The 17,087-nt window shown below is 50.0% G+C and carries 18 protein-coding genes; 13 read left to right on the top strand and 5 right to left on the bottom strand.

Features of this window, described 5'->3' with window-relative positions; all coding sequences use genetic code 11:
- The first annotated feature begins 206 nt into the window (after positions 1-206).
- The 6 genes from BUA93_RS05585 to BUA93_RS05555 all read left to right on the top strand — a co-directional run bounded on the left by BUA93_RS05585 (position 207) and on the right by BUA93_RS05555 (position 6,597).
- A complete protein-coding gene (locus tag BUA93_RS05585; protein ID WP_072978191.1) occupies positions 207-617 on the top strand; it encodes a hypothetical protein in 411 nt (136 codons plus the stop codon).
- A gap of 9 nt (positions 618-626) precedes the next feature.
- Positions 627-2,159: a M23 family metallopeptidase gene (locus BUA93_RS05580; RefSeq protein ID WP_072978190.1), complete on the top strand. Its 1,533-nt coding sequence runs from the start codon at positions 627-629 to the stop codon at positions 2,157-2,159.
- A 198-nt stretch (positions 2,160-2,357) separates the two neighbouring features.
- The gene (locus BUA93_RS05575) at positions 2,358-2,807 is read left to right on the top strand and encodes a hypothetical protein (RefSeq protein WP_072978189.1); all 450 of its coding nucleotides are present in this window, start codon (positions 2,358-2,360) and stop codon (positions 2,805-2,807) included.
- Positions 2,808-3,089: 282 nt separating this feature from the next.
- Positions 3,090-4,499: a 3-isopropylmalate dehydratase large subunit gene (gene leuC / locus BUA93_RS05570; RefSeq protein ID WP_072810663.1), complete on the top strand. Its 1,410-nt coding sequence runs from the start codon at positions 3,090-3,092 to the stop codon at positions 4,497-4,499.
- A gap of 19 nt (positions 4,500-4,518) precedes the next feature.
- The gene (locus BUA93_RS05565; RefSeq protein ID WP_072978188.1) at positions 4,519-5,121 is read left to right on the top strand and encodes a 3-isopropylmalate dehydratase small subunit; all 603 of its coding nucleotides are present in this window, start codon (positions 4,519-4,521) and stop codon (positions 5,119-5,121) included.
- A gap of 1,035 nt (positions 5,122-6,156) precedes the next feature.
- Complete coding sequence (locus BUA93_RS05555) at positions 6,157-6,597, top strand: L,D-transpeptidase family protein (protein WP_083597164.1); 441 nt, start codon at positions 6,157-6,159, stop codon at positions 6,595-6,597.
- A 6-nt stretch (positions 6,598-6,603) separates the two neighbouring features.
- Here the strand turns inward: BUA93_RS05555 and BUA93_RS05550 are convergent, their stop codons facing one another.
- The 3 genes from BUA93_RS05550 to BUA93_RS05540 form a co-directional block, all read right to left on the bottom strand.
- Entirely contained in the window at positions 6,604-6,915 is a 312-nt protein-coding gene (locus tag BUA93_RS05550) for a hypothetical protein (protein WP_072978185.1), read from the bottom strand.
- Positions 6,915-7,184 carry a BrnT family toxin gene (locus BUA93_RS05545; protein ID WP_072978184.1) on the bottom strand — a complete coding sequence of 90 codons (270 nt, stop codon included), beginning with the start codon at positions 7,182-7,184 and terminating at the stop codon, positions 6,915-6,917. Before BUA93_RS05545 ends, BUA93_RS05550 begins: the two co-directional genes overlap by 1 nt.
- Before the next feature lie 83 nt (positions 7,185-7,267).
- Complete coding sequence (locus BUA93_RS05540; protein ID WP_072978183.1) at positions 7,268-7,492, bottom strand: hypothetical protein; 225 nt, start codon at positions 7,490-7,492, stop codon at positions 7,268-7,270.
- A 955-nt stretch (positions 7,493-8,447) separates the two neighbouring features.
- Here BUA93_RS05540 and BUA93_RS15875 point away from each other — a divergent pair.
- The 4 genes from BUA93_RS15875 to BUA93_RS05520 all read left to right on the top strand — a co-directional run bounded on the left by BUA93_RS15875 (position 8,448) and on the right by BUA93_RS05520 (position 12,459).
- On the top strand, positions 8,448-8,963 hold the full coding sequence (locus tag BUA93_RS15875) for a hypothetical protein (RefSeq protein WP_139257809.1): 516 nt from the start codon (positions 8,448-8,450) through the stop codon (positions 8,961-8,963).
- 35 nt (positions 8,964-8,998) lie between these two features.
- Positions 8,999-9,436: a GNAT family N-acetyltransferase gene (locus BUA93_RS05530; protein WP_072978181.1), complete on the top strand. Its 438-nt coding sequence runs from the start codon at positions 8,999-9,001 to the stop codon at positions 9,434-9,436.
- Positions 9,437-9,625: 189 nt separating this feature from the next.
- Positions 9,626-11,914: a GGDEF and EAL domain-containing protein gene (locus tag BUA93_RS05525; protein ID WP_072978180.1), complete on the top strand. Its 2,289-nt coding sequence runs from the start codon at positions 9,626-9,628 to the stop codon at positions 11,912-11,914.
- Entirely contained in the window at positions 11,911-12,459 is a 549-nt protein-coding gene (locus BUA93_RS05520) for a hypothetical protein (RefSeq protein WP_254793873.1), read from the top strand. Before BUA93_RS05525 ends, BUA93_RS05520 begins: the two co-directional genes overlap by 4 nt.
- An 89-nt stretch (positions 12,460-12,548) precedes the next feature.
- Here BUA93_RS05520 and BUA93_RS05515 read toward each other — a convergent pair whose 3' ends face one another.
- Together BUA93_RS05515 and BUA93_RS05510 are read right to left on the bottom strand one after the other, a co-directional pair.
- Entirely contained in the window at positions 12,549-13,148 is a 600-nt protein-coding gene (locus BUA93_RS05515; protein ID WP_072978179.1) for a superoxide dismutase, read from the bottom strand.
- Positions 13,149-13,267: 119 nt separating this feature from the next.
- Positions 13,268-14,365, bottom strand: a complete 1,098-nt coding sequence (locus tag BUA93_RS05510; RefSeq protein WP_072978588.1) for an exo-beta-N-acetylmuramidase NamZ family protein — start codon at positions 14,363-14,365, stop codon at positions 13,268-13,270.
- A gap of 226 nt (positions 14,366-14,591) precedes the next feature.
- On the opposite strand from BUA93_RS05510, the gene BUA93_RS05505 reads away from it, so the two are divergent.
- The 3 genes from BUA93_RS05505 to BUA93_RS05495 are packed head-to-tail and all read left to right on the top strand — an operon-like array spanning position 14,592 to position 17,042.
- Positions 14,592-15,053 carry a single-stranded DNA-binding protein gene (locus BUA93_RS05505; RefSeq protein ID WP_072978178.1) on the top strand — a complete coding sequence of 154 codons (462 nt, stop codon included), beginning with the start codon at positions 14,592-14,594 and terminating at the stop codon, positions 15,051-15,053.
- A 3-nt stretch (positions 15,054-15,056) separates the two neighbouring features.
- Positions 15,057-16,010, top strand: a complete 954-nt coding sequence (locus BUA93_RS05500; protein ID WP_072978177.1) for a hypothetical protein — start codon at positions 15,057-15,059, stop codon at positions 16,008-16,010.
- A gap of 9 nt (positions 16,011-16,019) precedes the next feature.
- Entirely contained in the window at positions 16,020-17,042 is a 1,023-nt protein-coding gene (locus BUA93_RS05495; RefSeq protein ID WP_072978176.1) for an aspartate-semialdehyde dehydrogenase, read from the top strand.
- Positions 17,043-17,087 lie beyond the last annotated feature (45 nt).

Here is a 17,087-nt window from a genome sequence, read left to right as displayed (position 1 = left end):
AATCAACAAGTTAGCAATTCAAGGCCAAATTTTCCTTTATTACACATTTTTCAATTTTTATGAGTCTGCAAAAAAATTTACAAACATTTTACATTAAATCGGAACAAAAAGTTCCATTTTTAGCAATTTTGCCAGTCTCGCCCGATGACAATCATTTGCCCAAAAACTATTTTTTATCTAAACAAACAAAACAGGCTAGGTAAAAAATGAAATTCGTATTCCTTTGCGACGCCAACTACCTCAAAGGCGACATGGTCAACTTCGTGAACAACTTTCCCACCAACCACGAACTGGTGACAATGACCTCTGACGAACTGCTTCAGACGAAGTCCATTTTCGAAGGCACGTTCGCCGTTCTCGCCGAACGCACCACTTGGCAGAAAAATTTCAGCCTGTTCCGCTATTTCGGCCTTCTTCCGCTTCTTGAAGTGCTTCCGCTCGGCATTGTGAGCCGTTCCCGCCGCGGCGAACCCCTCAAGGGCCGCACCCAGAACAGGAACCAGGAAATCTACTTTAACCCCGCCTCTTCCGCCGAAGAACTCTACCTCCAGGTAGACAAGTTCGTCGCCGCACCTCCGGCAGGTTTCAGCTATCCCCGCGGTTTCCAGAAGGCATAACCAGAAACCATGCAGAGAAAGGTCCTGAACGACCTGTACAGGCAAGGCGGAGTAACTAGTTTCGCATTCCCCGGCGAAAACGAGATTCCGCTTGAGCCTCTGCAAAATCTTGCGCTGGCATTGAATGCCGGCGCTCGTTTTATGGTCATAGACTTTTCGGGAAAGAATCACCTCAAAGGTGACGCCCCCATTGAGGTCCAGGCTCTTTTCGAAAAGCCCCTTCCGCAGGAAATTCTGAACAAACTAAATTCAGAATCTTCAAGTTGGACCGTAACCGGCTCCAGGGCGTTCCCCAAGGACGACGACCAGTTCCGGAACCTTTACCACAATCTGCAGCACATCAAGAAAGCCATCGCGCAAATCGTCGTCATCTTACCCCTGGACATCAACGACGAAGAAGCCTACTACGCCAAGCTGATTTCAAGGCTGATCGTGATCGACGGAGACAGTGTAAGCGAGGCTTCAGCATACCTCGAAGACCTTCCCCACTTTAACAAGGCGAACCTGCTTTGGCTCCTGCCGCAAAAACCGAACAAGAAGAAATTCTACCACGCCTACCGAGCCGTCCGTAGAAGCCATTCCTTCTACAAGGAAATCAGGCTTTGCGATTGGAGAACAAGTCCCGAAGCATTCACCCGGATTATCGAGCAACTCCACAAGATTTCAATTATCGAGAAGAATCCGCTAGACGGATCCTCCAAGGTATTCAGGACCATTTTCCCGCTGTTGCTTTTACTTGTGATTGCGCTCCCCTTCCTGTTCGTGACCGAAACGGAACCCGGAATTTCGAACATGCGCAACCGCATCCACGAACGCGATAAGCTTTCCATAGCGCCTTCGTTCGAATACACCTTTGACGGCAAGGAAACCCTGCAACGCATTGCCCGCTACGCCATCGGAAGGTTCAGCGCCATCATCACCAACGAGCGCATGGTGCAGCAGTACATCAAGGTAACACTCGAAGAAAACGGCTACCCTGCCAACGCCTGGAAAAAGAACAAATTAAACGTTCCTCCCGAAGGGACCATCGTCAAGTTTTCGAGGCCCGACTACATCGGCAACACCGCATCGGATTCCATCGGCGCCGCCTGGAAATACTGGACATCGATCGTGTCGGACAGCGTCGCCTACATTACGGAATTTTACCACCCCCAAGCCACAGCGAATTTTAGACAGCACAACGGCATCGATGTAGCAAGCCGTCAGGGAGCACGCATACTCGCGCCGTTTGCCGCCAAGGCATGGACCGCCCGCGATGAACGCGGAGGAATCGTCATCGGTCTTGTGCGCAAAAAAGATGTCGTCATTTTCATGCACTGCGACCAGTTACTTTATCTGGACGGTCAAGAAGTCATGGCCGGAGATCCCATCGCAACAGTCGGCCTCACAGGGCACACGACAGGCCCCCACGCCCACGTTGTCACGGGAATCATCGACCGTAACGGGAACAAGTCTATCGGCAATGTTCAATACAAAGTAATCGACCCGATTAAGTGGTTCTACATGTTCAAGCCCACAGCCGATGCCGTACGGAATCGATAACCCCTGTTGAAAAACACACAACACTTCGACGCAAGTGACACTCATCACAAACTCACTCAAAAAGTGTTCTCTAAGTGTTTTTTTAGGTCAGTTGTAAGCTATTTGTTACATCCGACCCCTCGCCAAAAAATTGACATTTAAATAATTTTGTTTTCGGAATTAGGGAATTGGCTTCAACAAAGAAAAAGGATAAATAAAATGAAGTTTAGAGTTTTGGCTCTTGCAACCATAACCGCCGCCCTTCTTACCGGATGTTCCGGTGTTGTCACTCCCAAAGCAGAACTCGCTAGCCACGATTCGGACCACAACATTCCTGCCATCGACGAGATGATTATTTCGTACAAGCAGGATTACATCAACAAGTGCTATATGCCTATCGTCAAGAAGAACCCTCCCGAAAACGCATGCCAGGCGGAGCTTTTCCAGATGCTGGAACGCAGCTACCACCTGGACTACAACCAGAACCACGTGGCTATGGCATCTAACAAGTTGCTGTTCAAGGACATAGATGCAAAAATTATCGAAATGTCCCGCAACGACCCCGAAGTCCGCAACGCTATCCGTGCGGGCGCCTTCACCAGCACAAGCGAAATGCTCAGCTACTACCACGAAAAGTACCATTTCGACACTCAGCTCGAACAGTACTAAGAATCAACCAATTTTACGAGAGAGAGACGCCCGCAGTTGAAAAGCTGCGGGCTCTTTTTCTATATTTGTGCCGCATTACAAATAGTAAAAACAATCCTGATGGATTCTATCGGGCCTTCGGCCCTCCAGAATGACATGCAAGGTTAGACAGCGCGGGTGCTTGCACTCGCATTGGATAACCGCAGCAGTCAAGCCTCGAAGAGGAATGACACTCTTTTCTGTCACCCTGGAGCGAAGCGATAGGGACCAAAGAATTCAGCGGGAACAAAAAGAGACAAAACTATGGGAAAATCACTCTATCAGAAGATTTTTGAAAGCCACACGGTAGCTAAGCTCCCGAGCGGCCAGTGCCAGCTCTTTATCGGGCTCCACCTCTGCCACGAAGTCACGAGCCCGCAGGCTTTTGCGCAGCTCCGCGAAGAAGGCCAGAAGGTTCTGTTCCCGGAACGCACGTTCGCCACGGTGGACCACATCATTCCGACTACCTTCCCGGAACGTAACCGCCCGCTCAAGGACGGCATTTCCGAAGAGATGTTCTCCCATATCGAAAACAACACCAAGAACAACGGCATCAAGTTCTTTGGCCCCGCCACCGCCGAACAGGGCGTAATCCACATCGTGGGCCCCGAAGAAGGCGTGACCCAGCCGGGCATGACCGTTGCCTGCGGTGACTCCCACACGGCAACCCACGGTGCATTCGGCGCTATCGCATTCGGTATCGGCACAAGCCAGGTGGCAGACGTTCTCGCCACCCAGACCCTCGCCATGAGCCCCTTGAAGACTCGCCGCATCAAGTTCACCGGCAAGCTCAAGCCGGGTGTAACCGCCAAGGACGTGGCTCTTGCCTACATCGCTAAGCTCGGCGTGAACGGTGGCGTTGGCTACGCTTACGAATTTGCCGGTCCGGTCATCGAAGAAATGGGCATGGAAGGCCGTATGACGGTCTGCAACATGGCTATCGAAGGCGGCGCCCGCGTCGGTTACTGCAACCCCGACGAAAAGACTTTCGAATACCTCAAGGGCCGTCCGTACGCCCCGAAGGCCGACAAGTGGGACGAAGCAGTCGCATACTGGAAGTCCGTGGCTACCGACGCCGACGCCCAGTTTGACGACGAAGTCGAAATCAACTGCGACAACCTCGAACCGATGGTCACCTGGGGTATCACTCCGGCCCAGGCCATCCCGCTGAACGGCAACATGCCGAAGATTGATGAATTTACCGGCAGCGAAAAGAAGGTCATCTCCGAAGCCTACGAATACATGGGCTGGGAAGAAGGTTCCAAGATGATTGGCCGCCCCATCGACATCGCCTTCGTGGGTAGCTGCACCAACGGCCGCCTCAGCGACTTGCAGGCCGCCGCCGAAATCATCAAGGGCCACAAGGTCGCCCCGACCGTGAAGATGTGGGTCGTTCCGGGCTCCATGAAGATCAAGGTGGAAGCCGAAGCTCTCGGTCTCGACAAGATTTTCAAGGAAGCCGGTGCCGAATGGCGCGAAGCGGGCTGCTCGCTCTGCCTCGCCATGAACCCAGACAAGCTCAAGGGCCGCCAGGTGAGTGCCTCCTCCAGTAACCGTAACTTCAAGGGCCGTCAGGGCAGCCCCACGGGCCGCACCATCCTCATGAGCCCCGCCATGGTGGCCGCCGCCGCCATCGAAGGCTGTGTCACCGACGTCCGCAAGTACATCAAGTAACGCTAAGGAGATTTAAAAAATGAATTCTATCGACATTGTTAAAGGTTCCGGCGTTCCTGTACGCGGCAACGACATCGACACTGACCGTATCATCCCGGCACGCTTCCTCAAGTGCGTCACGTTCGAAGGCCTCGGCGACAACGCCTTCGCCGACGATATCGCAGGCCTCGCCGCCCAGGGCAAGGTCCACCCGTTCCGCGATCCGGCCTACAAGAACGGCTCCATTCTCGTCTCGAACCAGAACTTCGGTTGCGGTTCCAGCCGTGAACACGCTCCGCAGGCCCTGAAGCGCTGGGGCATCCGCGCCATCATCGCCGAAAGCTACTCCGAAATCTTCTTCGGTAACTGCGTCGCTATCGGCGTTCCCTGCTACAAGGTAAGCCACGAAGTGGCTGACAAGATCCTCGCCTGGATCGAAGCACACCCGAGCGAAGAACTTGTGACCAGCACCGAAAGCCGCACGCTCAAGATGGGTGACGAAACCATCGAGCTCACGCTCGCCGACGGCCCCCGCGGTCAGTTCCTCGACGGTTCCTGGCACGCACGCTCCGCCCTCATGGCCAACGCCGACAAGGTGCAGGAACTCGCTAGCAAGCTGCCGTATATGCAGTTCTTGAAGTGACACGCAGTGTCATCCTGAGCGAAGGGCGCCAGCCCGAAGTCGAAGGATCTCCCACAAATCGTCATCCTGGAGCCGCGAAGCGGCGATAGGATCCACAGGCATTACAAAACGCCCAGTTCAAAGCCTGGGCGTTTTTTATATTTATAATAAAAGTTTTGACAAAATCTATATAAATGAAAATCAAATTTATTGCATTGATTATTACAACACTAATACTAACTTGCTGTGCACAAAATTATGCAAGTAAGGAAGGGGCAATCAGCCTATATCAAGAAAAAGAACTTCTAGATGTACACTGTTACTTGCAAACTAACGATTCTGTTTACATTTTAAAATCAACGGATTCATCATCTCTCCTGTATCAAAAAAACTATGAAAACGGTTCAAGATGCCAAGGGTGGATTTCAAACTCAAAGCTAGATTCTGTATCGCTTACATTCGTAGAGCATAAGTTTTTTTGGTTTTAGGGCGGAGCCCTAGGCGTAGGGGAAGCGGAAGACTTGCCATGGGCCCTATCGCTCCGCTCCAGGGTGACAGAAGGGCAAGGCTGTAGCGACCTTTGGACACTTGGCCTTTAGGCCTTAGTGTACATGGCCACCTTTAGGTGGTGGGGAGGCTTCCCCCTACCCTCTCGCGCAAAATTGTATATATTATGCTTATACCGGTGAGGTTTATATGAATGCCATAAGACCCGTTTCAGACTTGCAAGATTGTCTCGAAGACATTTCCAAGACCGTCCACGAATCTGGACAGCCTGTGTTCTTGACTAAAGACGGCTATGGCAACATGGTTCTTATGAGCATGGAAGCGTTCGCGCATTTTCAAATTGAAAATGAAATCTATGCCAAGTTACATGAAGCCGAACTACAGGCACAGGAATCCACCAAAAGATATACTTCAGAAGAAATCCTAAATTGCCGACATTAACTCATTAGCCAACATCATTTCATTAATTCGATAACGACATCTACACAAAAACAATAGAGGTCTCTCGGGATTACTCCAAGTTTTAGGGCGGATAGGATTCAGAAACTCATGCTCCCCTCACCCATCGACAACATTCTCGTAGAAAAGGCGAAACGCCAAATGCACTTGCGCAACGGCGAGAATGTCGTCAAGACGTACAGAATTTCGTTGGGCAAGAATCCCGTGGGTGCAAAGGTCAAGTCCGGTGACAACAAGACGCCAGAGGGCGACTACACCATCGTGCTTCACAACCCCAAAAGCAAGTTTCATTTATCGCTCCGAATTTCGTACCCGAATGCGGAGCAAATCAATGCCGCGAAAGAAGGCAATTACGAGCCCGGCGGAGACATCATGATCCACGGCTATCCGAACAAGGTTCCTGCGTTTCTTTTCAAATATTGGCACAGGGGGAAAGACTGGACTGCCGGCTGCATCGCCGTCACGAACGACGAAATCGAAGAAATCTACGATGCCGTCAAGGACGGCACCCCGATAACCATCAAGCCTTAAACAGCCCTACACCATCTCGGCTTTGAGTTTGGCAGCAAGTTCAATCACAGCATCATCGACAAGGGTCTGGTAGTGCCCGCCAAAGCGGTCCGTGAAAGCCTTGATGACATCGACAGCTCCAGAGTGCAGACGAATCGTATAAGGTTTCTTTGCCGAGGCCCTAAACTTGTAGGAGGCATTAGCCAACGACGCGAGTTCTCTTTTGCGTTCTTCGGTAATCTGAGGCTTGCCGGCATGGTTCGCCTCGAAATCGGCAAGGATTTCTTGTTCCTCTTCGTCCAGATTGAACTTTTTCGCATGTTCCTTAAAAGACAACATTACTTACCTCCATATTTTCTCTGCGCGACTCTGCTCGGCACAATAGTCTTAAGCCAAATATCTCCATCAGGTTCAGGCTTGTAAGGAACAACATAACAGTAGCCTTCAATCCTAACAACCATAATTCTCTGCCCTGGATACTTCTCCTGATTCGGGTGTTCGTAATCATCCAGGACCTCTTTGTTCCGCATAATTTCTTCGATTTGTTCGAAGGAAACATGTCTCGTCACCTTCAACAATTCATTTTTCTCAGAATTCCATCTAGCCACGAATTCTACCTCTTAATATAATTATTGTACACACATTTGTCAATACATTTGTAAATCATTTAGCTTTTTTCGAGCGATTTTCACTATTTCCTAATGCCCTCCGGGTTAGGAATAGGCAGTTTGACACCTTCGGACGGCCAGCCCCAACAATCCCCCTCTTTGCGGTTCTTTTCCGGCATGTGGCGCTCGGGATCGGCAGAACCCCGCAGGACATTTTTTGCCTTACGACGAAACTCTCGATTCGCCATTTTCTGAAATTCAACATCCTTTGCCATTTTCACAAACGGTTTCTTGTAACTGCGACTCATATTATAGCCTCCGTTGTTATGGTCGCAAGCTGCGACCGATTGATTTTTAGAGGCGTTCTTTCGCAAAGGGCCGTGAAACCCAAATTAAAAAGAACGCACCTCGCCTTTCCTTAGACGAGATGCGTTCGGGGATGCGGAAATTGTACCTAAGTTTTAATTTTTTGGCAAGGGGCGTACAAAAATTTTACATAAGCCATCAAAACAAGTTTCCACAGCGGAAAACTATATTTACCGTATGAAGGCGACCGTCCTAATCATATTTATCCTAGTTGCGCAAGTTCTTGCGGACTCCCCACACATGTATTTTGACGGTGTTGATCCGGATGCATACGAAGCAAGCATTGACTCAATGCCAATCATAGCGGATTCCGTTACAAAACTCTTTTCATTGCCCGATTCATCCCTGATACAAGCCGCAAGCGACTTCTATTCTTTCAAGACGGTCTTTAACCCCATCCGGGACAGCCTTATTCTTTTTTATACGGAACATCCAGAAGAACCGCTGGATTCACTTCGGCAAGAGGTTTTACTTAATTGGTCATGCCGGTACCTGCTACATTGTTACTCACGAAAGCCCATAGGGAGCGGTTTTTACATATCGCGAGGACAATTTCAGTTTTTTGAATATAATGATGAAGAAGGAATTGACCAATTTTTCTCAAAACTTCCAGATACATCGTATTACCGAATATACCTTGAGCAAAAGCAACATATCGATTCAACTGTAGCACAGCAAAAACCAAATATCCGCCATAGGGTACAAAGTGCTCTCTCACAACTAACATACCGGATGAAGCGGGATTCTTTATCCAAAAAAGAACGTAGGGAACTCGCACAACTTATAGACCAACAAGTCGACTCCGTTGCAATGGACTACCATCTGGGATTGTACGGGAGATCTCAGTTAGGGTATTATACACCACGTCGATTTTTCGCATTCGATCTTTCCTTCTTTATGGCGATGCCAACCATTGACGAGTCCTTCAACAAAATCAGGTTCTACGGCGGGGATATTTCCGCAAAGGTAATAACGTCGAAAGGGGACTTCGGTTTAGGATTTAGCGTCGGATTCGGAAAAAATGAAGGGGACGACATCCACTACGAAGACATCTACCACAAGGGCGGGGAAACCGCGGGCGGCGTGGCTCCGTACATCTCCTACGGTTATCCGGTTTTAGACAATATGGACCACAGGATTGCCCCTACGGTCAAATTATGCTACTACAGCGGCAGTTCTGGGGATGAATCTATCCCGGCAGAAGACGATACACACAAGCAGTTTTTCTATTCCCTGGGAATCCGTTACGAATATACTGTCAACGCCCCCGTCGAAAAGGAGGACTATCGTAAAGGACTCCTGCATGACGCCGTTTTCGCGACAATCAATTTCGGTTTCGATGTAAATATGTATGCCGCCGATGTCATCGCCATCAGGGCATTTGTCGGGCTTGGCCTTGGGCTCTTTAAGTAAAATGATTCCTCTTTAAGTTCCTACCTTAATCTACTATGGATATCAAAGTTCTCCGAGCAACAGAAGAATGGCAACGTGCGGGTGCGTACAGCGTGCGCATCCAGGGCATGAACCGGCAGCACCACATTTCGCTCCGCGAGGAGTTCGACGAGCACGACGGCGACGGCACTAAGTACATTGTCTTGCTGGATGACGAATATCCGGTTGCCACCTGCCGTTTCTATGAAATTGACGCAGACACGGCAACCATCGGCCGCGTGGTCGTTCTGCCGGAATATCGCGGACAGAAGCTCGGCGCCATGGCCGTGCGCGAAGCCGAAAAGTGGATTGCTGAATGCGGCTACAAGCAGATTGTCATCGACAGCCGCATCGAGGCGGTCGGCTTTTACGAGAAACTCGGTTACAAGAGTGTCGGCGCCAAAACTCACCAGTCAGGCGTTTTCGAATGCACCCGGATGACGAAATCGTTATAACGAGAACTGCGAAGCGCCAAATGCCCGATAAAAAACAGCCGCTCCATTGAACGGGAAACTTCTCGGGTTTTAGGGGTATTATTGAGCCATTTTCACCCCCAATTATTCCAACTTGGAATATCATTTTGTAAAAATTTTCTCACGCATTTCCTATAATAATGTATTATGTGGTTAAGGTAAAGATTGTTCATGCGAGAAACATTTGCAATTATATATATACTACTAATAATCCTTCTCGGACTATTTGGGACGATTTCACGACGGTCAAGCAAGAGCGTCGCGAAGCCTGTTTCTTATTTGCAATTTACCTTCATTGTCCCCATCGTCGGAAATTTGATACTTGTCCTTTCCGAGAACGAATTTCTCTCGACTATTGGCAGCTACATTTATTCTATAGGCATGGACCTTATGGTCATGTGCCTGTTCGATTTCTCTCTTTCTTATTGTGGCATTTCTTGGAGAAACCACAAAAAGAAATGCATGATTCTCTATTCCATTCTGACCATCGATATCATCCAGTATTTTTTCAACCCTTTTTTCGGCCACGCCTTTGGCATGGAAGCCATCACGGTCGACGGTACGCTTTACTATAGGCTCGTTCCCTATGCAGGGCAATTCTGTCACCGCATCATCGTCTACCTAGCTTATGCAACGTCACTAGCCTTTTTCATTGTAAAAACAATCAAAGTCCCGCGAATTTACGCCGAAAAATACTACGTCATTTTGTTCGCCTTGAGTTTAGGTGGAATATGGCAGACCTACTACATTATCTCAAGAACGCCCATAGACAGTTCAATGATCGGTTTTACCATTTGCAGTTTTCTCATTTTCTATTTTTCGCTTTTCTACAGACCATTCAGACTTCTCGACCGAATGCTTGCAAATATCGCGTCCAAATTACCCGAAGCAGTCGTATTCTTTGACGCAAGCGACCGCTGCGTTTGGATTAACGGGAAAGCCCGAAAAATACTGAACATTCATTCCGACAATTTTGAGCATGTCAAGAAGCGTTTGACCAGCTGGTTCAACATCGTTGACACAGGCGAAGATAACTGGAGTACAAAACAAACCATCGGATTCGGGAAAGCTGCAAAGCACTACGCAATCGAAAAACATTTGGTAACTGATGTAAAGAACAAGAAAATCGGCTACTTCTTAAGCATCCAAGACAATACAGAAGATATCCTCAACCACCAGCGCGAAATTTACGAAGCCACCCACGACATGCTCACGGGACTCTTTACCAAGGAGCACCTGTTCAACCTGATTCGGAACAAGGTCGCAACCGATAAGGACTCTTCCTATTCCATCGCTCTCCTTGACATCAAGGATTTCAAGATGATAAACGACATCTTTGGTAACGAGGTGGGTGACGGAGTCCTCAAAAGGGTGGCAAACTGGATCAGGGAAAACGCAACCGAGGAGTGGATTTTCGGAAGACTTTCAGGGGACGCGTTCGGCATCTGCTATCCGACAGGCTCCGCAAGGCTAGATGTCGTCGAACAACGACTTTCGAAGTTCGTCATTTCGAACGGATCTATTGATCAGCACATTCTGATGCATGTGGGCATATACAACGTAACCGATCCCAGCATCGACATATCCATCATGTTCGACCGAGCCCACTTGGCCCTCACCACCATCAAGAACGAATTCAACGTACATATCGCCATCTACGACGACAATATGCGCGACCAGGTGCTCTGGAATCAAAAAATATCCACGGAACTGGAAGCGGCCATCAAAAATCGGCAGATTGTTCCCTATCTGCAGCCTATCGTAAACAATAATGGATCCATCATCGGCGCCGAAGCCCTTGTCCGCTGGCTCCACCCCGACGAAGGATTCCTCCCTCCGTTCAAGTTCATCCCCGTATTCGAGAAGAACGGGATGATCGCCCTGGTAGATAAGTACATTTGGCGTTGCGCCTGCGAAATTCTTTCTTCGTGGAAAGACGAAAAATCCAACCTGTTTATCTCCGTGAACATTTCGCCCAAAGACTTCTACTTCATGGATGTCTATGCCGAAATCATGGCGCTTATCGAGGAATTCAAGATAGAACCGTCGCGACTCCGTATTGAGATTACCGAAACGGTGATGATGACCGAAGCCGAAAGCCGCATGGCCATCTTGAGCAAATTCCGCAAATCGGGATTTGTCGTCGAAATGGACGACTTCGGCAGCGGATATTCTTCCCTAAACCAGCTCAAGGACATGCCGCTCGACGTTCTAAAAATCGATATGAAGTTCCTGAGCAAGGCCGCAGACAACCACCGTGCAACAACTATCTTGCGCAACGTACTCAGGCTTTCGAACGATCTCGGACTGTTCTCGCTTACCGAAGGTGTCGAGACCGAAGACCAGTACAAGATGCTCAACGAAATAGGCTGTCAGCTGTTCCAGGGATATTTCTTTGCAAAACCCATGTCCGTCGCTGACTTTGAAAAACTTTGCGATAAAAATAAAGGTAACCTATGACGAATCAAACTCCCCCGATGCCACCCGAAATTCAAAAACAGATGAAAAAGGTCGGCCTCAAGATTTCTTTCATGATGGCGCTCATGATTAGTTTCGCGCTTTCACTTACCGGAAACCTGACCGCCGAACATCCGCCTGAAATGCCGATGATTGCGATTATCATCGGATTCCTGGAAAGTTTCGTCCTTAGTTTTGCCGTCAGTTTCGGAATCGGTCTCGTTGTTCCGATGCCCAAGGTAAATGCGGCGTTGGGACGCAAGTTCCACCTGCAGCCGAGAACGCTCAAGGCCCATATCGTGGAATCCATCGTATCGAACCTGATCTATACACCGCTCATGACAACCGTCATGGTCACGTTCGTGTATTTCTTCTTGATTCCCCCTGGACACAAGCCGCCGTACCTGCCGATGTTCATCAGCTCGCAGGTCATCTGCTTTGTCGTGGCACAGGTTCTCATTTTCATCTTCGAGCCGATTATCATCAAGATTGCGATGTCGAAGATGCCGCCGCGCCCGCCTTTTGAGCAGGAGCACCCCCATCCTTAAGAAAACCTAGAGCCACGAAGTGGCGAACGGAATCAAAAAATCCGCTTGGGAAAACCCAGCGGATTTTTTCATATTCGTTTATGTCAACCTTATGCAAGGCGGTTGTTGACTACGTTCCAGTCCACAATCTGCCAGAGTCCCTTGAGGTAGTCCGGACGACGGTTGCGGTAGTCGATGTAGTAGGCATGTTCCCACACGTCGAAGGTCAACAGCGGCTTGAGGCCCTTGGTGAGCGGATTTTGGGCGTTGCCTTCCTGCGTAATCACGAGCTTGCCCTGCGCATCGGCAGAAAGCCATACCCAACCGGAACCGAAGAGGCCTGCACCCTTCGCCTGGAATTCTTCCTGGAACTTTTCGAAGGAGCCAAAATCGCGCGCGATTGCTTCGGCAATCTTGCCTGTCGGAACATTGCCCGCAGACGGAGCCTTGAACTGCATGAAGTACATGTAATGATTCAGGAACTGTCCCGCATTATTGAACACGCCGCCTTCGGCCGTTTTCACGATTTCAGCGATAGACTTGCCTTCGAATGCGCTACCCGGAAGAGCGGCGTTCAAGTTGTTGAGGTAAGTCTGCAGATGCTTGCCATAGTGGAATTCGATGGTTTCCTGGCTGAGCACCGGAGCGAGATCTCCCGCTGCGTAAGGAAGCGCGGGCATTTCAAATTTTCCATTGATTGGTTGAATCATTATGAATTTCCTTCTTCGCGGCTATGCCGCAATGTATGGTGTGTAATGTGCAATGTGGAATGCGAAATGAAAAATGAGAAATTATAATTACTCACTAAACATCTCACACTTCACATCTGTTAAATACTTGTCTCTATATAATCTCGTCTAAAGGTGCCGTTGCCGAGCAAGATGTCAATGGGCAACTTCTTGAATTCGTATTCGTAAGGGGGCTGTTTCCAGGCGAAATCCTTCGGGTACTCGTTGAAGATATACTGCAACAACTTTACCGCCATGTCAAAGCTGCGGAACTTGTCACGGTCGAGCACGTGAATCTGCGCACCGCCGCAAATCTGACCTGCGCCCTTATGGAATGTGGGCTGGAAGTAATTCTCGCGGAAATACACGCCGGGGAGCTTGAGTCCGTTCATGTACTTGCAGAGCTTGACCGCATCGATAAACGGGGCTCCGAAAATTTCGAAGGGGCGCGTGGTGCCGCGGCCTTCGCTCACGTTGGTGGCCTCGAACAGGCACATGCCCGGGTAAACGATCGCGGTATCGAGCGTCGGCATGTTCGGGCTCGGCAGAATCCACGGAAGACCCGTCTGGTCGTACCACATCTTTTTATCGTAACCTTCCATGCCGAGCACGTAGAGTTCACACTTGGGAAAACGTTCTTCCTTGAACTGCACCGCCAGTTCGCCAATCGTCTTTGCGTGGCGCGTGCGGATGCTGTGGAGTCCCACGAAACTCGTGTAATTCAAGTCCAGCACCGGGCCTTCTTCATCGATACAGTTGATGGGGTTCGGACGGTCCACCACGATCACAGGGATTCCGGCCTTTTCGCAGGCTTTCATACAAAGGAACAGAGTCCAGATAAACGTGTAGTAGCGGGCACCGACATCCTGCAAGTCCACAAGCATCATATCCACGTGACTGAGCATTTCGGCAGTAGGTTCGCGGTGTTCGCCGTAAAGGCTATAAACGGGAATGCCCAGTTCGGGGTCGGTGTAACCTTCCCATTCGATCATGTTGTCCTGGGTATGCCCCTTGATACCGTGCTGGGGGCCAAAAAGGGCAGAAAGCTTAAAGAGTTTGCCGTCGTATTCCTTGAGTAAATCGAGGGTATAGTGCAAATCCGGGAGAACCGATGCCGGGTGGAGGACTGCGCCAAGGCGCTTGCCCTTGAGGTTTGCTGGAAAAGCCTTTTCGAAGCGAGAGAGAGCGAGTGTGACCATAATAGATTCGGAATTCAGATTTCGGAATTCGGAGTTAGAAGTTAAAATCGAAGAATCAATCAAAATATAAATGAAAACAAACGTAAAAGCAACAAAAAGTGTACATTCGTCCCTGAAAATGACAAACATTGTTTGCAAAATGCAAAATTTTCACAAAATGGCACAAAATGACAGTCGGAATTTTTTATTTTTTACCATAGAACAAAAAAAACAAATAGGATGAATTATGGCATATTTGAATAAAGTGATGCTTATCGGCAATATCGGCAAGGACCCCGTCATTAGCGCAAGCGCAGCAGGTCGCAAGCGCGTATCGTTCTCCCTTGCTACCAGCCGTCGCTATCGCGATAACAATGGTGAACAGAAGGAACAGACGGACTGGCACAATATCGTGGGTTGGGGCAAGATTGCCGACACCATGGAAACGCTCGGTGTCCACAAGGGCATGACCCTTTATGTTGAAGGTTCCCTCACCAACCGCAGCTGGACCGACCAGACGACCGGCCAGAAGCGTTACAGCACCGAAGTCAACCTGGATACGTTCCAGCTTCTGACCCCGCGTGGCCAGAACGGTGGCAATTTCCAGGGAGGCAACTCCTACAACCAGTCCAGCAACTATAACCAGGCTAGCGCTCCCACCTACGATGCACCCGCACCCGAAGGCGTGGATGACGACCTTCCTTTCTAAAAAATGAACCAACAGATTGCTGATATCGCCTTGATGATGGTGCTCCCGCTGGGCATCACCTTTACGGCGATACTCATGTCCGTATCTGCGGACACACGCACCCAGAAGATGTTGGGTGTGTTTTTGTCGATCCTGATTGTAGCCATGGACTGCATCTTCTACTTTGCGAAGAACTCGTTCATCACCTACAACTGCGACGGCGGACTTCTGCTTTCATTCGCGAGTCTGTTCTTTTTCGCCATCATCAGCTTTATCCGTTTCGAAGACCGAGCTGCCAAGGCCGGAAACATTTTCCTCGCCTTCTTCATGCTGTCCGCCTTCATGGGTATCGCCTACTGGGACCGTCCGACCTTCATTCCCACTTCGGACTACACCGCCGCTGAACTTGCTGCGATGAATTCCCAGTACCAGGACTACATCGCCTCGTTCGAGAACGGTGAAGGCGGAAAGATCCTGCCGAACAAGTCCAGAACTTCTGCAAAGGCAGCCTCCTCGGTAGCATCAGCCCAAAAGAACCGGGAAGACGGCTCGCTGAGCCGCATGGAAAGCTACCTTGTCGATGCGGAGACCGTCATCAAGCGCATGACCGACATCATCAACGCCATCGACAATTTCGAACCTCTCGCCTCGAACATTTCTGAAGCGGAACGCGAACAGCGCAGCAGCCAGGCGCTCGCCATCAACAACAATGCCGTTGCCTTGAACAAGAAGGTTCTCGGGCTTTTCCACCCGCACGAATCTAGCGAGGCGCACACGGAACTGATTCAGGCGAGCGAATGCGTGCGTCTTGCCGCATACGCACTCTACAGCTACACGCTCCAGGAAAACCCGGAACAGCAGCTGATTCTTTACCGACAGTCCAGAGACCAGATTGCCCAGATGAAAATCTACCTGAAGCGTTTCTGGAACGCCACTGAAGTTTTACAATCAAACAATCAACAACAAACCGAACAATAAAGGTTAATTATGATTCGCAACGTAGCCATTATGGGCGCAACCGGCGCCGTGGGCCAAGAAATTCTCTCCATCCTCGAAGAGCGCAATTTCCCGCTGCAGAGCCTGAAGCTCCTCGCCTCCGAACGTAGCGCAGGCAAAGAATTCAAGTTCAAGGGCGAAACCCTCAAGTGCGAAGTCCTGAACAAGGACTCCTTCAAGGGTGTCGACCTGGTGCTCAGCTCCGCTGGTGCAGCGATTTCCCAGGAATTCGCTCCGATCGCCGTCGAAAACGGCGCCGTGGTTGTCGACAACACCAGCTTCTTCCGCATGGACCCGGCAGTGCCGTTGGTTGTCCCGGAAGTGAACCCCGAAGACATCAAGCTCTACAAGGCTGAGAACGGCGGCAAGGGCATTATTGCCAACCCGAACTGCACGACCATCATGATGGTTGTGGTGCTCAACCCGATCGAAAAGATTTCCCACATCAAGAAGATTCACATTTCTTCTTACCAGAGCGCAAGCGGTGCAGGTGCCATCGCCATGGAAGAACTGAAGCAGCAGTACAAGGACATCCTCGAAACCGGTACGACTACGCACATCAACAAGTTCCCCTTCCAGCTCGCCTACAACGTGATTCCGCAGATCGACAAGATGACGGAAAACGACTACACGAAGGAAGAAATGAAGATGTACAACGAAACCCGCAAGATCATGCATTCTGACGTTCGCACGAGCGCCACCTGCGTGCGCGTGAGCTCGCTGCGTTCTCACTCCGAATCCGTGTGGTTCGAAACCGAACGTCCGGTTTCTGTCGAAGAAATTCGCAATGCCTTGAAGAACGCTCCGGGCGTGACCCTCAAGGACGATCCGCAGAACTATGTGTACCCGATGCCGCTCGAAAGCGCCGGCAAGGACAACGTGTTCGTAGGCCGTATCCGTAAGGACCTGGCCGACGAGAACAGCAACACGCTGTGGCTCACCGGTGACCAGATCCGCAAGGGCGCTGCACTCAACGCCGTGCAGATTGGTGAGATTCTCGCTAAGGGTGTGTAATCCCGGGAGTTTTCCCCACTGTCATCCTGGAAGGACTCTGGAGCG

Origin of the sequence: Fibrobacter sp. UWH4 (assembly GCF_900142475.1) — a bacterium.
Lineage (GTDB): Bacteria > Fibrobacterota > Fibrobacteria > Fibrobacterales > Fibrobacteraceae > Fibrobacter.
The sequence above is the reverse complement of the archived record's forward strand: the minus strand, read 5'-3'. Positions and strand labels throughout refer to the sequence as shown.

Coding starts and splice junctions, on each gene's coding strand:
- BUA93_RS05525 (WP_072978180.1), top strand. CDS start 9,626: ATGCGAGAAACATTTGCAATTATATATATACTACTAATAATCCTTCTC.
- leuC (WP_072810663.1), top strand. CDS start 3,090: ATGGGAAAATCACTCTATCAGAAGATTTTTGAAAGCCACACGGTAGCT.
- BUA93_RS05520 (WP_254793873.1), top strand. CDS start 11,911: ATGACGAATCAAACTCCCCCGATGCCACCCGAAATTCAAAAACAGATG.
- BUA93_RS05580 (WP_072978190.1), top strand. CDS start 627: ATGCAGAGAAAGGTCCTGAACGACCTGTACAGGCAAGGCGGAGTAACT.
- BUA93_RS15875 (WP_139257809.1), top strand. CDS start 8,448: ATGGCGATGCCAACCATTGACGAGTCCTTCAACAAAATCAGGTTCTAC.
- BUA93_RS05575 (WP_072978189.1), top strand. CDS start 2,358: ATGAAGTTTAGAGTTTTGGCTCTTGCAACCATAACCGCCGCCCTTCTT.
- BUA93_RS05585 (WP_072978191.1), top strand. CDS start 207: ATGAAATTCGTATTCCTTTGCGACGCCAACTACCTCAAAGGCGACATG.
- BUA93_RS05540 (WP_072978183.1), bottom strand. CDS start 7,492: ATGAGTCGCAGTTACAAGAAACCGTTTGTGAAAATGGCAAAGGATGTT.
- BUA93_RS05555 (WP_083597164.1), top strand. CDS start 6,157: ATGCTCCCCTCACCCATCGACAACATTCTCGTAGAAAAGGCGAAACGC.
- BUA93_RS05500 (WP_072978177.1), top strand. CDS start 15,057: ATGAACCAACAGATTGCTGATATCGCCTTGATGATGGTGCTCCCGCTG.
- BUA93_RS05515 (WP_072978179.1), bottom strand. CDS start 13,148: ATGATTCAACCAATCAATGGAAAATTTGAAATGCCCGCGCTTCCTTAC.
- BUA93_RS05565 (WP_072978188.1), top strand. CDS start 4,519: ATGAATTCTATCGACATTGTTAAAGGTTCCGGCGTTCCTGTACGCGGC.
- BUA93_RS05505 (WP_072978178.1), top strand. CDS start 14,592: ATGGCATATTTGAATAAAGTGATGCTTATCGGCAATATCGGCAAGGAC.
- BUA93_RS05495 (WP_072978176.1), top strand. CDS start 16,020: ATGATTCGCAACGTAGCCATTATGGGCGCAACCGGCGCCGTGGGCCAA.
- BUA93_RS05530 (WP_072978181.1), top strand. CDS start 8,999: ATGGATATCAAAGTTCTCCGAGCAACAGAAGAATGGCAACGTGCGGGT.
- BUA93_RS05510 (WP_072978588.1), bottom strand. CDS start 14,365: ATGGTCACACTCGCTCTCTCTCGCTTCGAAAAGGCTTTTCCAGCAAAC.
- BUA93_RS05550 (WP_072978185.1), bottom strand. CDS start 6,915: ATGTTGTCTTTTAAGGAACATGCGAAAAAGTTCAATCTGGACGAAGAG.